The sequence below is a fragment of the Nonomuraea sp. NPDC002799 genome, from assembly GCF_053592075.1.
Genome location: NZ_JBSFVA010000040.1, coordinates 1 through 12,602 on the forward strand (window position 1 = coordinate 1; position 12,602 = coordinate 12,602).

Annotated in this window: 13 protein-coding genes; 4 read left to right on the plus strand and 9 right to left on the minus strand. The window is 69.8% G+C overall.

Annotated elements, in window-relative coordinates:
- Nucleotides 1-134: 134 nt before the first annotated feature.
- The gene (locus ACWD0F_RS43050; protein WP_449887512.1) at nucleotides 135-614 is read right to left on the minus strand and encodes a MerR family transcriptional regulator; all 480 of its coding nucleotides are present in this window, start codon (nucleotides 612-614) and stop codon (nucleotides 135-137) included.
- Between ACWD0F_RS43050 and ACWD0F_RS43055 the strand changes: the two genes are divergently transcribed.
- Nucleotides 613-1,389: an SDR family oxidoreductase gene (locus tag ACWD0F_RS43055; RefSeq protein ID WP_449887514.1), complete on the plus strand. Its 777-nt coding sequence runs from the start codon at nucleotides 613-615 to the stop codon at nucleotides 1,387-1,389. The genes ACWD0F_RS43050 and ACWD0F_RS43055 overlap by 2 nt on opposite strands.
- Before the next feature lie 87 nt (nucleotides 1,390-1,476).
- On the opposite strand, the gene ACWD0F_RS43060 is transcribed toward ACWD0F_RS43055, so the two are convergent.
- Nucleotides 1,477-2,307, minus strand: coding sequence for a MerR family transcriptional regulator (locus ACWD0F_RS43060; protein ID WP_449887516.1), 831 nt, complete (start codon nucleotides 2,305-2,307; stop codon nucleotides 1,477-1,479).
- A gap of 91 nt (nucleotides 2,308-2,398) precedes the next feature.
- On the opposite strand from ACWD0F_RS43060, the gene ACWD0F_RS43065 reads away from it, so the two are divergent.
- Nucleotides 2,399-3,154, plus strand: coding sequence for a MerR family transcriptional regulator (locus ACWD0F_RS43065; RefSeq protein ID WP_449887518.1), 756 nt, complete (start codon nucleotides 2,399-2,401; stop codon nucleotides 3,152-3,154).
- 69 nt (nucleotides 3,155-3,223) lie between these two features.
- Here ACWD0F_RS43065 and ACWD0F_RS43070 read toward each other — a convergent pair whose 3' ends face one another.
- Nucleotides 3,224-4,270, minus strand: coding sequence for a methyltransferase (locus ACWD0F_RS43070; protein WP_449887520.1), 1,047 nt, complete (start codon nucleotides 4,268-4,270; stop codon nucleotides 3,224-3,226).
- A gap of 135 nt (nucleotides 4,271-4,405) precedes the next feature.
- Between ACWD0F_RS43070 and ACWD0F_RS43075 the strand changes: the two genes are divergently transcribed.
- A complete protein-coding gene (locus ACWD0F_RS43075) occupies nucleotides 4,406-4,657 on the plus strand; it encodes a helix-turn-helix domain-containing protein (RefSeq protein WP_449887522.1) in 252 nt (83 codons plus the stop codon).
- A gap of 187 nt (nucleotides 4,658-4,844) precedes the next feature.
- Here ACWD0F_RS43075 and ACWD0F_RS43080 read toward each other — a convergent pair whose 3' ends face one another.
- From ACWD0F_RS43080 to ACWD0F_RS43090, 3 genes are all read right to left on the minus strand, one after another.
- Nucleotides 4,845-5,201: a hypothetical protein gene (locus ACWD0F_RS43080; RefSeq protein WP_449887524.1), complete on the minus strand. Its 357-nt coding sequence runs from the start codon at nucleotides 5,199-5,201 to the stop codon at nucleotides 4,845-4,847.
- Between the two features lie 403 nt (nucleotides 5,202-5,604).
- On the minus strand, nucleotides 5,605-6,258 hold the full coding sequence (locus ACWD0F_RS43085; protein WP_449887526.1) for an NADPH-dependent F420 reductase: 654 nt from the start codon (nucleotides 6,256-6,258) through the stop codon (nucleotides 5,605-5,607).
- A gap of 223 nt (nucleotides 6,259-6,481) precedes the next feature.
- The gene (locus tag ACWD0F_RS43090) at nucleotides 6,482-7,231 is read right to left on the minus strand and encodes an SDR family oxidoreductase (RefSeq protein ID WP_449887528.1); all 750 of its coding nucleotides are present in this window, start codon (nucleotides 7,229-7,231) and stop codon (nucleotides 6,482-6,484) included.
- Nucleotides 7,232-7,326: 95 nt separating this feature from the next.
- Here ACWD0F_RS43090 and ACWD0F_RS43095 point away from each other — a divergent pair, with 95 nt between their 5' ends.
- Entirely contained in the window at nucleotides 7,327-7,935 is a 609-nt protein-coding gene (locus ACWD0F_RS43095; protein ID WP_449887530.1) for a TetR/AcrR family transcriptional regulator, read from the plus strand.
- A 40-nt stretch (nucleotides 7,936-7,975) separates the two neighbouring features.
- Here the strand turns inward: ACWD0F_RS43095 and ACWD0F_RS43100 are convergent, their stop codons facing one another.
- The 3 genes from ACWD0F_RS43100 to ACWD0F_RS43110 all read right to left on the minus strand — a co-directional run bounded on the left by ACWD0F_RS43100 (nucleotide 7,976) and on the right by ACWD0F_RS43110 (nucleotide 12,435).
- On the minus strand, nucleotides 7,976-9,112 hold the full coding sequence (locus ACWD0F_RS43100) for a tyrosine-type recombinase/integrase (protein WP_449887532.1): 1,137 nt from the start codon (nucleotides 9,110-9,112) through the stop codon (nucleotides 7,976-7,978).
- A gap of 73 nt (nucleotides 9,113-9,185) precedes the next feature.
- On the minus strand, nucleotides 9,186-10,715 hold the full coding sequence (locus ACWD0F_RS43105) for a helix-turn-helix domain-containing protein (protein ID WP_449887534.1): 1,530 nt from the start codon (nucleotides 10,713-10,715) through the stop codon (nucleotides 9,186-9,188).
- 16 nt (nucleotides 10,716-10,731) lie between these two features.
- A complete protein-coding gene (locus ACWD0F_RS43110; RefSeq protein WP_449887536.1) occupies nucleotides 10,732-12,435 on the minus strand; it encodes an enoyl-CoA hydratase-related protein in 1,704 nt (567 codons plus the stop codon).
- Nucleotides 12,436-12,602 lie beyond the last annotated feature (167 nt).

Sequence of the window (12,602 nt, forward strand, 5' to 3'; positions counted from 1 at the left end):
TGGTGACCGGGGGGGGGGTTGGGGGGGTGCGGGCTTGGCGGCTGGGGGGGGCGGATTACCGTTATCTAAAATGTAAAGGGCGTCGGACGTGGGCATTTTTCAGCATGCTGAAAAATGCCCACGAACCAACAACCTCAGCGGGGATCCGCGTTGCGGTTGGGCGCCCACAGCCGGTCGGCGTCGCCGGCGGCGAGCCGGCCCCGGTAGACGCCGATCTTGTGGTCGATGAGTTCGAGGTTCTCGTGGATCTCGGCGAGCTTGGCCGCCACGTCGGCGCGGTGGGCCTCCATCAGGGCGAGGCGTTCGGCTTCGTTGCCGTGCCCGGCGGAGACGAGCTCGGCGTAGCGCCGGATGGTCTTGATGGGCATACCGGTGGCCCGCAGCCTGGTGCAGACGGTGATCCAGTCCAGGTCGAGCTGCTGGTAGCGTCTTCGGCCGCCTGCGGTGCGGTCGACGGTGGTGACGACCAGGCCGGCGCGTTCGTAGTAGCGCAGGGTGTGCGCGCTGACGCCGGTGCGGCGGGCGGCCTCGGCGATGCTCAGGCCCGTCTGGGGGCCGGATGCCGGTGGCGGGTTGACTTCGAGCACGCTCTCAATCGTAGCGTCGGTGGTCATGAACACTTCGACGGTGCGACAGGTGAAGGTATTGGTGACGGGCGGGACGAGCGGGCTGGGGTACGCCATGGCCTCGGCTTTGGCCGAGGCGGGGGCGGCGGTCGCGCTGACGGGCCGCTCGGGCGGGCGGGCGAGCTCGGTCGCCGCGGGGTTGCCGGGGGCGGTGGGGGTCGAGATGGACGTGCGGGAGGAGTCGTCGGTGGCCAGGGCGGTCGATGAGGTGTGGTCGCGGCTCGGGGGTGTCGACCTGCTGGTGAACAACGCCGGGATCGGCATGCGGACGGTCAATCCGGGTTTCATGACGGAGCCACGGGGCTTTTGGGAGGTGCCGGTCGACGGGTTTCGTGCGGTCGTCGAGACTAATCTGGTCGGCTATTTCCTGGTGGCGCGGGAGGTCGTGCCGCGGATGCTGGCGGCGGGGGGTGGCCGGGTCGTCAATGTTTCGGTGAGTCAGGCGACGATGTGCCGGGCCGGGTTCGTGCCTTATGGGCCGTCGCGGGCCGGTAGTGAGGCGTTGTCGCGGGTCATGGCCGCCGATCTGCGGGGCACGGGTGTGACCGTGAATGTGCTGCTGCCGGGGGGTGCGACGGTGACGGGGATGTTGCCCGTGGAGGCGCTGGCTGAGGGGCGCTCGTTTCTGGATGCTGCGGTGATGGGGCCGCCCATCGTGTGGCTGGCGTCGGGGGAGGCGGCGGGTGTGCATGATGAGCGCATCGTGGCCGTGGAGTTCGAGCGGTGGTTGCGTGACAGGGCTGGGGCGCCGTCGCCTGGGTGAGCGTGCCGGAATGGCGGGGAGGGCGTCGGGTTCGGGTTTTCGGGTCCGGCGTCGTCCGGCTCGCTCAGGTCGTGATGTTCGGGCGGGTCATGAGTCCTCCTCCAGGGGGATCATCAGGTGGGTGGTCAACTGCTCGGGCGGGGTGCGGGCGGGGTCGGAGACGTACACCTCGCGCAGGGGGCCGCGTATGGGGAGCCGTCGCTCGGCGCACCAGGCCAGCAGGGCGTGTGTGGTGAGCGGGATGTGGTCGTAGGGGCCGATATGGGTGGCGCGGGCGAAGGGGCCTCCGGCCAGTTCCCGTATCTCGGTTCCTGTCTCTGCCTGGGTCTTCGTCTCGGGGCGGGTGGCGTCGGGGTCCAGGACGATGGCGACCGCCACGTCGATGATGTCGCCGAGGTCCACGGGGAACAGGCCGATGAGCCGCACTCCGCCGGGTCCGCCGGGTCCGCCGGGTCTGGCGCTGGTGTGGCGCAGCACCCGTGCCACGGCGGCGGATGTCGCTCGGCCTATGTCGCGGGGTCCGGCCGCGTTTTCGTGTACCAGGGCGACTTGCAGGGGCGGTTCGTGTACTTTTCGCACGGGGGTCGCCGGCAGGCCTTGCCGCATCACCTGTTCCAGTGACGCGAGGGTGTGCCGGCGGCGGTCGAGTTCGGCTTCCAGGTCGTCGCGTACCGATGCCAGTGCTGCGGGTGTTCCGGCGAGGACCTGTGCCACGATGGGCAGGGGTACGTCCATCGACCGCAGTAAGCCGATCGACAGTGCTTGGCGCGCTTGTGAGGCGCGGTAGTACCGGTAGCCCGTCTGGTCGTCCACGTGGGCCGGGCGCAGCAGTCCGATCTCGTCGTAGTGCCGTAGTTGTTTGACGCTCAACCGGCTGAGCCGCGCGAACTGCCCGATCGGCAGCAATTCGTTGTCCACGTGTTAAGGATGGGCTGTCCGCGGAGGGAGAGTTGCACGGGTTTGACCTTTGGGTGGGGTCACCCGGCAAGCTGGGGCCATGAGCTTCTCCGTGGGACAGGTCGCCAGGCTGGCCGGTATCACCGTGCGTACCCTGCACCACTATGACGGGATCGGGCTGCTGACTCCCGGGGAGCGCACCGCTGCGGGTTACCGTCGTTACGCCGATGCCGATCTGACGCGTCTGCAGCAGATTCTGCTGTATCGCGAGCTGGGTTTCGGTTTGGAGGAGATCGCCGTCATCCTCGATGAGCCCGTCATCGACGACCTCACCCATCTGCGCCGCCAGCATGAGCTGCTGACCCGTAAGGCCGAGCGCCTGCAGGAGGTGATCGCGGCCGTCGAACGCGCCATGCAGGCTCGTACGCTGGGCATCGCCCTCACCCCTGAGGAGCGGTTGGAGATTTTCGGGGGATTTCGTCCGGAAGAGTATGAGCCCGAGGTCGAACAGCGGTGGGGGGAGACCGCCGAGTACGCCGAGAGCCGCCGCCGTGCCGCCGGTTACACCAAGGCGGACTGGGTGCGGCTCCAAGCCGAGGCCGATGCGGTCATGGTGGAGCTGGTCGCCGCTCGTGAGGCGGGTGTGCCCGCCGGCGGCCGGGCCGCGATGGATCTGGCCGAGCGGCATCGCGTTCACATCGTCCGCTGGTTTCACGACTGTGGCTACGATCTCCACCGCTGTCTGGCCGACCTGTACGTCGACGATCCCCGCTTCTGCGCCACCTACGATGCCGTCGCCCCGGGTCTGGCCTCCTATTTTCGCGAGGCGGTCGAGGCCAACGCCCTCCGGCACGACGGCGAGGCGTGACCCGGCGGGGCCTCGCGGGCGCAAGGCGTGTCGGCTGGCGTGTGTCCCCGTCCTCTGGTGTGTGTCCGCTCAGGTGTCCGCTTCTGTGTGTCCGCGCGCCGTGGCCTCCACGATGGACAGCACGGTGCCGGTGGCCACGATCCGGGTCAACTGCAGCTCCGCCGCGTCCAGCAGCCGGGTGAACTCGGCCTCGGTGCGTTCCCGGCCGGGGAAGGAGGCCATCAGCAGCAGGTCCAGGGTCTTGGCCTGGTGGGGGTCGTTGCCGCGCGGGATGACCGCGTCCACGATCAGGATGCGGCCGCCGGTCGTCATGGCCCTGCGGCAGTTGCGCAGGATGGTCACGCATTGGTCGTCGTCCCAGTCGTGCAGGATGCGCTTGATGAGGTAGACGTCGGCGGTCGGCACGTCGGTGAAGAAGTCGCCTGGAGTCGCCTGCCAGCGGCCCTTGACGTCCTCGACGTCCAGCCGGTGCCCGGCCACCACGTGGGCTTCGTCGAACAGGACGCCGTGCAGGGCGGGCCGGCGGCGCAGCACCTCCAGCAGGAAGCCGCCGTGTCCGCCGCCCAGGTCGGCCACGACTCCCTGCTGGGGGAAGTCGTAGGAGGCGGCGATGGGTGCGTTCTCCTGGTCGGAGAAGGCCGCCATGCCGTGGTGGAAGGCCGCCGCGGTGCGGTCGTCGCGGGCGACGTAGTCGAAGAAGGACATGCCGAACAGGTCGTCGAAGATGGGGCCGCCTTTGTTCAGGCAGCGTTCGAGCTCGCCGCTGGGCTGCCACAGGCTGCGGTCGGTGAGCATGAGGACCGCGGGCCGCGCCGACAGGGGCGCGTCGGAGCGCAGTGCCTGCCCGAGTGTGGTGAGTCCGAACCGGCCGTCGGTGTGCTCTTCGAAGATGCCGCGGGTGGCCAGCACGCGCAGGACCCTGAGCAGGCTTCGCTCCTTGACGCCGGCGGCCTGGGCCAGGTCCGTGACCGTGCGTGGTCCGCCGGCGAGCAGGTCGGCCACGCCGGTGGCCGCCGCGGCCCGGAGCGCGGCCGGGTACACGAACCCGAGTGCTTCGTCGATGAGGGCGGACGTCGCCGCGCGGTCGCCGTGGTCCGGGCTGGTCTCGCTGGGCATGGTGCCGTCACCTTCTGCCGGTGTGGGGGGTGGCGAGCCGTTACGCGTTCCATGCAATCACGCTTCGGTTCGTATCCCCAGGGGGCCGGGCGCGGGTCTGCACCGGTATTTGTATCCCGGGTATAGGGTGGTGCCATGGTGCGTCCTCCGCTGACCCCCGAGGAGCGGCTCCGTGGTGAGCAGCTCGGGGTGGTGTTGCGGCAGGCTCGGGGCGGGCGCAGCATCGTCGACGTCGCCGCCGAGGCCGGTATGTCCGCCGAAACGCTGCGCAAGATCGAGACGGGCCGGATCGCGACGCCCGCGTTCTTCACGATCGCGGCGCTCGCCGACGTGCTCGGCATCTCGCTGGATCATCTGGCCGTCCGCTCCGCTCCCGCTCCCACCTGAGACGGTTGCGCCCGCCGGTGCCGGCCCCCCAGGGGCTGGGGCTTTGTGCGTGTGTGGGGTCCGGGTTCGGGCCGGCGGTGGACGGCAATCCGCTGGCGGGGCCTTGCGCGTGCGTGGGGTCAGAGCGGGGGTGGACGGCTTGTTGCCGCCGGTGACCTCGCTCCGTCCCCACGCGCGTCAGGGGCGGTCAGTCGGCGCAGATGGCGAAGACGCTGATGCCGACGTCGCTGTATTTGGTCTGGCGGCCGAGCCCGATCCAGCCGCGGCCGTCATCGGTGGGGAAGGAGCCGACCAGGATGGCGTCGTTGCCCCGGGCTTCTGCTCCGCCGCCGAGCACCCTCTTGCTGCCGGGGCAGTACAGGGTGCGGCGCTGGAAGTTCGGGACGTTGGCGTTGGGCAGGGTCACGAGCTGGTAGCCGGGAGGGAGAGCGCTGGCGGCCGCCGCGCTGGAGGCGGTGCCGCCGGTCGCCACCCCTACCGCCACCAGGCAGGTGGCGGTGGCGACGGTGGCGAGGGCGGCGGCTGCGATCGGGTTCAGCTTCATGACTGCTCCTTGTGTCCGGTCGCCTCCCGGCGCGCGATCAGGGCAGCACGAAGAGGAAGGTCCTGCTGCTCTGGGTGAGTTCGCGGGGGCCGTGGGGCGACGTTCGGGGGGCGTACACGAGTAGTATCAGGTCAACTACGCAGCGTGTCCAGGCGAAATTGTGTTCCAGAGATCAGCTGTCGGCCCCTCTGTCCCGGGTGGGGTCACCTGTTCGAGGGAGCATCGGAGAAGGCCGGGCTCGGGCGATGCGCCTGTACTCGTCCGGCTTCGCCGCAGCGCCTGAGCCGATCGGGCTGACCTTGCCGGGTGGCAAAGGCGGAGATGATCGATGGTGTGGTGGAGCTGCTGATCCAGAGCTGGTGCGGGCTGCAGGTCGTGGCGGAGGTCGGCTCCAGGGGCAGACTCACCTCAAGATGATCCGTCGCGCCCTGGCGAGGTTGGCGATCAGTTCGGCATGGGTCTGGTGCTCGTGCGCGATCCACGCGGGTTGACCGGGACCGCTGCGCCACGACTCGCTGAGCGGGCTGTTGTCGACGGTGTCGAACCCGAACTGATCGTACAGTCGCCTCACGAGTTCCACGGCTTCGGGAAGGTCGCTCGAGGTCGACAGCGCCAGACGGCCGGGGGTGCCCGCCGCTTTACCCGCGGTGGTGATGCGGGGGGCTTGGATGTGGGTGAAGGCCTTGACGACCTTGGATCGGGGAAGGTGCTCTTGGCGTAGCTCATGGACGGTCTTCTCGCCCGAGTCGATGACCGGGATATGGCCGTCGCGCCAGGCCATGTAGTTGTTCGTGTCAAGCACGATCTTGCCTGCCAGCTCCTCCGCAGGCATGTCGTTGGTCACCTTGAGGGGGACCGCCACGATGGCGAACTCACCGGCGGCAGCGGCGCCGGCGGCGGTTGCGGCGCGTGCTGAGGGGCCGAGCTCGTCCATGAGGTCTTTCAGCGTCTCGGGTCCTCGTGAATTGGCGATGACGACGTCGTAGCCGTTCGCGATCGCCGCACGTGCGATCTGGCTACCGACCTCACCTGCGCCGATGATGCCGATTACGGTCATGGATGCTTACCTCGATGTCTGGGTGAGATTATTGCGCCGCCGGCTGGCGTGGCTTCGCTCGTCCGAGGACGCGGCTGATGGGGTGCACGTCGGAATCGTTTCTTGATCAGGGTGATGGGTCGCCCTGATCGTGGCCGGCCGGCGATCGAGGCTGCCGGGCTCGCCCGCCTGAGCGAGCCCGGCCGGCAGGGTGCCGTCCTCGCCGGAGGTGCGGCCGTGGAACTCAGATCTGGTTCAGGCCGCCGTCGACGTACAGGCTCGAACCGGTGATGAAGCTGCTCTGCTCGGAGGCGAGGAAGGTCACGGCGGCGGCGATCTCCTCCGGGCGCCCGAGCCGGCCCAGCGGTACCCGTGCGGCCAGGTGTTGCTTGAGGCCGGCGGCCTGTTCCGGGTCGGGCGCGAGCCCGGACAGGCCCGGGGTGTCGGTCGGGCCGGGCGTGATGGTGTTGACCCGGATGCCGCGTCCTTTGAGTTCGTTGGCCCAGGTCCGGGCGAACGATCGGGTGGCGGCTTTGGTCGCCGCGTACACGCCGAACGCCGCCGCGCCGACGTCCACGTTGGTGGAGCCGTTCAGGATCACCGAGGCGCCGTCGTTGAGCAGGGGCAGCGCCTTTTGGACGGTGAACAGGGTGCCCCGGACGTTGATGCCGAAGAGGGTGTCGAAGTGCTCGTCGGTGACCTGCTCAAGCGGCGCGAACGCGGCGACGGAGGCATTGGCGAACAGGACGTCCAAGCCCTGTCCCCGGCTGCGGATCATGGTGTAGAGCCGGTCCAGGTCGGCTGGTTCCGAGATGTCGCCGATCACCGCGGTGGCCGCTGAACCGATCACTTCGACGGCCGCGTCGAGTTCGGTCTCGCGCCGGCCGGTGATGAACACGTGTGCGCCCTCGGCCGCCAGCCGTACGGCAGTGGCCAGGCCGATTCCGGTGCTGCCGCCGGTGACGAGAGCGGTCTTTCCCGCAAGTAGTCCCATGTGAACAACCTCGTTCTATTTCTGCAGCGATCGCTGCGGAAGTAGAACGGTAGCACTTCTGCAGCGATCGCTGCAGAAGGGAGTAGGCTGCGAAGGTGGAGACCAACCAGAGCGGCCCCATCGGCCGACCGCGAGGATTCGACGTCGACGACGCTCTCGAGCGCGCCATGCTGGTCTTCTGGGGGCATGGCTACGAGGGGGCCAGCCTGGCCAAACTGACCGAGGCGATGGGCATCTCCGCCAAAAGCATGTACGCGGCCTTCGGCAACAAGGAAGAGCTGTTCAGCAAGGCCCTGGAGCGTTACACCGAAGGCCCGAGCGCATACCTGGCCCGGGCCCTGGAGGAGCCGACCGCCCTCGGCGTCGCCACCGCGATCCTGGCCGGCGTCGTTCGGACCACCACCCGCCCGGCCCATCCTCACGGGTGCCTGGGTGTGCAGGGCGCCCTGGCCGCCGGCGACTCCGGGCGTGAAGTGCGTGACCTTCTCGTCGCCTGGCGCAACGACGGCTGCTCCCGCGTCCGGGAGCGGTTCCAGCGGGCCGTCGACGACGGCGGCCTGCCTCCGGAGACTGATCCGGGGCTCCTGGCCCGCTATGTCACCACCTTGGCCTTCGGCATCGCCGTGCAGGCCGCGAGTGGCGTCGGCCGCGATGAACTCCAGGAGATGGCCGACGCCGCCCTGCGCACCTGGCCACTGCTCTGAAGCAGACAGTGGAGGGCAGGACCGGGGCCGGCGGCGGGCGTCAGTGGCCCGGTTGGCCGCGTAGCAGCGGATGCGCCCGCATCGCCACCTCCAGCTCGCCCGGCAGCTCATCTCGATAGCGTCCGAGCGTGGACAGGTCGCTGTGTCCCAGCACGCGGCGGACCGCGTCCATGTCCACGGCGTCCGCCAGCAGGTGCGTCGCCGTCGTGTGCCGCAGCCCGTGTGGTGTCACCGACCGCCGCTGGTCCGGATCGACCCGTTCCTGCACGCGGTCGATCACGGCCTGCACGTCTCCGCGGGCCAGCCGGCGCCCTCGCCACGACAGCAGCAGCGCCTTGTCCTGCACCGCGGGGCGTCCTTGCGTCAGGTAGGCGCCGAGGACCACCGCCACGTCATCGGGCAGCGGCACGTCCCGGGTGCGGCCGCCTTTGCCGAAGATCCGCCAGTAACGCACTCCGTCGTTGGTGAAGAAGTCCTCCACGTTGGCGCGTACCAGCTCTGACACGCGTGGCCCCATCGTCGAGAGCAGCAACACGATCACCGCGTCCCGCAGCTCCATGCGCTGGTCGCGGCGCTTGCCCTGCGCCGGGGGAGCGTCCTGCAGCGTGCGGGCCGCGCCGATCAGCCCCTGTGCCTGCTCCCGGGTCAGGGCGCGCCGTTGCGGGCGCAGGCCGCCCCGCTCCTTGGCCGTCACCGCCGAACGTGTCATCGGGTTGACCTGCACCCATCCCGCCAGCGTCGCGTGCTTGAACAGCGCCGAGATGGAGCGCCGGAACCGCGCTTGTGAGGACGGCGACTGACCCGGACCTCCGGCCTCACCCGCCCCCGCGCCCGGCGCCCTCGCGGTGGACGCCCTGGTGCCCGACGCCTTGGTGCCCGACGCCCTGGTGCCGGATGCCTCTGTGCTCGATGCCCTCGTGCCGGAGGGGCCGCCAGGTGTCGTGCGGCCGTCGGGTTTGCGGGCGAACGCCAGCAAGATCGCGTCCACGTCCTCGCCCGTCAGATCGTCGAGCACGACCCGCTCGCCCGCCAGCGCCACCAGCGTCGCCACGTCCCGCGCGTACACCTCCGCCGTCGACGGCGACAACGCGCCCGTCAGCGTCTTGGCCCGCACCAGCTCCACATAGCGGTCAGCCGCCTCCGCCACCGTCACCCGGTCGAGCTCCGCAGGCCGCACCCGTTTCCCCCTTCACCTCGCACACCGAAGAAGATCCACGGGAAGACGGTAGCGGCCTGCACCGACAGAAATGTCAGATGTCGCGGAAGGTCTCGATCCGGGCGCCCAGCGCGTTCAGCCGCTCGGCCAGGTCTTCATAGCCGCGGTTGATCACGTACACGTTGCGCAGCACCGAGGTGCCTTCGGCGGCCATCATCGCCAGCAGCACGACCACCGCCGGGCGCAGCGCCGGCGGGCACATCATCTCCGCGCTGCGCCACCGTGTCGGTCCTTCGACCAGGACCCGGTGCGGGTCCAGCAGTTTCACCGACGCGCCGAGCCGCGTCAGCTCCGTCAGGTAGATCGCCCGGTTGTCGTAGACCCAGTCGTGGATGAGGGTCGAGCCCTGCGCCGCCGCCGCGATCGCGGCGAAGAACGGCACGTTGTCGATGTTCAGTCCGGGGAACGGCATCGGATGGATCTTGTCGATGGGGGAGGTCAGCTTCGACGGCCGCACCGTCAGGTCCACCAGCCGGGTACGCCCGTTCGCCGCCGGATATTCCCGGCCCCGATCGTGATCGAGGCCCATCTCCTCCAGCACGGCCAGTTCGATCTCCAGGAACTCCACCGGGACGCGGCAGATCGTCAGCTCCGAGGAGGTCACCACCGCCGCGGCCAGCAGGCTCATCGCCTCCACGGGGTCCTCGGAGGGGGAGTAGTCGACGTCGCGCTCGATCTCGGGCAGGCCGTGCACCGTCAGCGTCGTGGTGCCGACGCCTTCCACACGGACGCCGAGTTGTTCCAGGAAGAAGCAGAGGTCTTGGACCATGTAGTTGGACGAGGCGTTGCGGATCACGGTCACGCCGTCGTGCCGGGCGGCCGCCAGCAGCGCGTTCTCCGTCACCGTGTCGCCGCGTTCGGTCAGCACGATCGGGCGGGACGGGGACACCTCGCGGTCCACGCGCGCGTGGTAGAAGCCGCCTGTCGCGGTGATGTCGAGGCCGAAGTGCTTGAGCGCGGACATGTGCGGTTGCACCGTGCGGGTGCCCAGGTCGCAGCCGCCCGCGTACGGGATCTGGAACTGCTCCGTGCGGTGCATCAGCGGCCCGAGGAACATGATCACGCTTCGGGTGCGGCGGGCGGCCTCGGTGTCCATCGCCTCCAGCTCCAGGCGTGCCGGGGGCACGATCTCCAGGTCGCTGCCCTCGTTGATCCACCGCGCTCGCACGCCGATGGACGCGAGCACCTCCAGGATCCGGTACACCTCCTCGATCCGCGCCACCTTGCGCAGGATCGTCCGCCCCGAGTTGAGCAGGGAAGCGCACAGGAGTGCCACGCAGGCGTTCTTCGACGTCTTGACGTCGATGCTGCCCGACAGGCGCCGGCCGCCGACCACCCGCAGATGCATCGGTCCCGCGTAGCCGAGGGAGACGATCTCGCTGTCGAGCGCCTCGCCGATGCGGGCGATCATCTCAAGACTGATGTTCTGGTTGCCGCGCTCGATCCGGTTGACCGCGCTCTGGCTCGTCGCCAGCGCGTCCGCGAGCTGGAGCTGCGTCCACCCGCGATGCTGACGCGCGTCCCGGATCAGCCGGCCGATCCGCACAAGGTAATCGTCTGCCACAACACGAGACCTTATCTCACATATGAGATGCGCCCGCGCCCGCAGGGGCCGACGCGCCGGACAACTCCCGATGAAGCGCCAGATGCTCCGGAGTCGCCTGCGCTTTCGCCTTGTGCACGAAGTCGCGCCGGGCCTGGCGGAAGCCGTTCGCGTCGTCGAACATGTCGCGGCTCATCTCCGCCAGTTCCTCGGCCCGGAAGGCGTCCAGGGGTTTGCGCCGCTCGTCGGTCTCCCGCGCCTGCCGGCGTCCCGCCAGCAGCCGGTCGTAGCCCGCGTCGGCCGCCAGGCGCTCGGCGTACTCCAGCACCCGCCGTTCGAAGTCCAGCCGTGACCCGCCCAGCGCGCGATCGGCCAGCCCCAGCTCGACCGCCTCGGCGGCGCCCAGCGGCAACGCCTCCTGGGTCAGCCGCAGCGCCGCCTCGGCGCCCACCCGCCGGGGCAGCGTGTAGGTCCACAGTTCGCTGCCGAACAACCCCATCGTCCGGTAGTGCGGGTTCAGCACCACCGAGTCCCGTACGACGACCCGATCGGCTCCCAGGCCCATCATGACGCCTCCGGCGCCCGCGTTGCCGCCCACCGACGTCACCACCAGCTGCCCGGTACACGCCACGATCTGCCGGCACACCGTGTTGATGGCGTTGATGTTCATCCACGCCTCCAGCTCCGGGTGGCGCGCGGCGTCGATGACGTTGAGATGGATGCCGTTGGAGAACGTCTCGCCGCCGCGGACCACCAGCACCCGCGTGTCCTGCGCGACCGCGTACCGCAACGCCGAGGCCAGCCGCCGGCACTGTTCGGTGGACATCGCCCCGTTGTAGAAGTCGAAGCTCACCACGCCGACGCCTTCGCTGCGGTCGTAGGTGATCTCGCTGTAGCCCGGCCGCTCCGGCGCCTGCGCCACCAGGTCGCCCAGGGCCATCGCCGCCGGCAGCTTGATCGCGCCCTCGCGTTCCAGCCGCAGGTGGCCCACCCATACCGTTCCCTCGCCCGCGTGGACGAGCACCGCGCCCTCGCGCCGGGCGGCGACCGTCCCCGGTGTCCCGGTCAGGTCCGGGCCCCGGTAGACGTCGAACACCCGCACCGGCACCTCGCACAGCCGGGCCCGCCCCCCGGGTGACCCGTCGGCCGCCCGGACCCGCCGCAGCACGTCCTGCACCGGCTCCTCCCAGGAGAACTCCCGGTCGGCGTGCCGCATCGCCCGGCGCAGCCGTCCCTTCACCTCGGCCGAGCGGTAGTCCAGCGGCTCCGGGGTGAAGGAGGGGTCACCCGCCTTGCGCGCCACCTCCGCGACCAGTTCCACCGCCGCGTCGGCGACGGGCCCGTTGTACAGCGCCGACTTGCGCGGCGCCTCCTCCGGCAGGGTGAACGTCCGGTATCCCCAGATGGGCCCGGCGTCCATCTCCTGCACCGCCTGCAGGGCCGTCACGCCCCACTCCGCCGCGCCGTCCAGGATCGCCCAGTCCAGCGAGGAGGGCCCGCGGTCCCCGGGCGGCCCCGGGTGGATGATCACCGTGCGGTGGCCGCGCCACAGCCGCTCCGGCACCCGGTCCTTCAGGAACGGGCAGATGACCAGATCGGGTTTGTGCAGCTCGGCCGCGTCCGCCATCGCCTGCTCGGAGACCGCGAGCTCGACGCTCACGTCGTGACCGGCGCGGCGCAGCTCCAGCCAGGCGCGCTGGGACAGGCCGTTGAAGGAGGAGCAGAGCAGCAAGATACGCAACGCGCGACTTCTTTCACAGAGCGGGGGCCGATGTCAGGGGGCCGGGGGGCCGGATGTGGTCCTCCCACCGGACCCGGGTATTAAAGACAGCCCCATATGACCCATACATGCCATAAATGCTGACATGAAACATCCACTGCTGTTGACAGTTCGCGGCAGAAATCTGC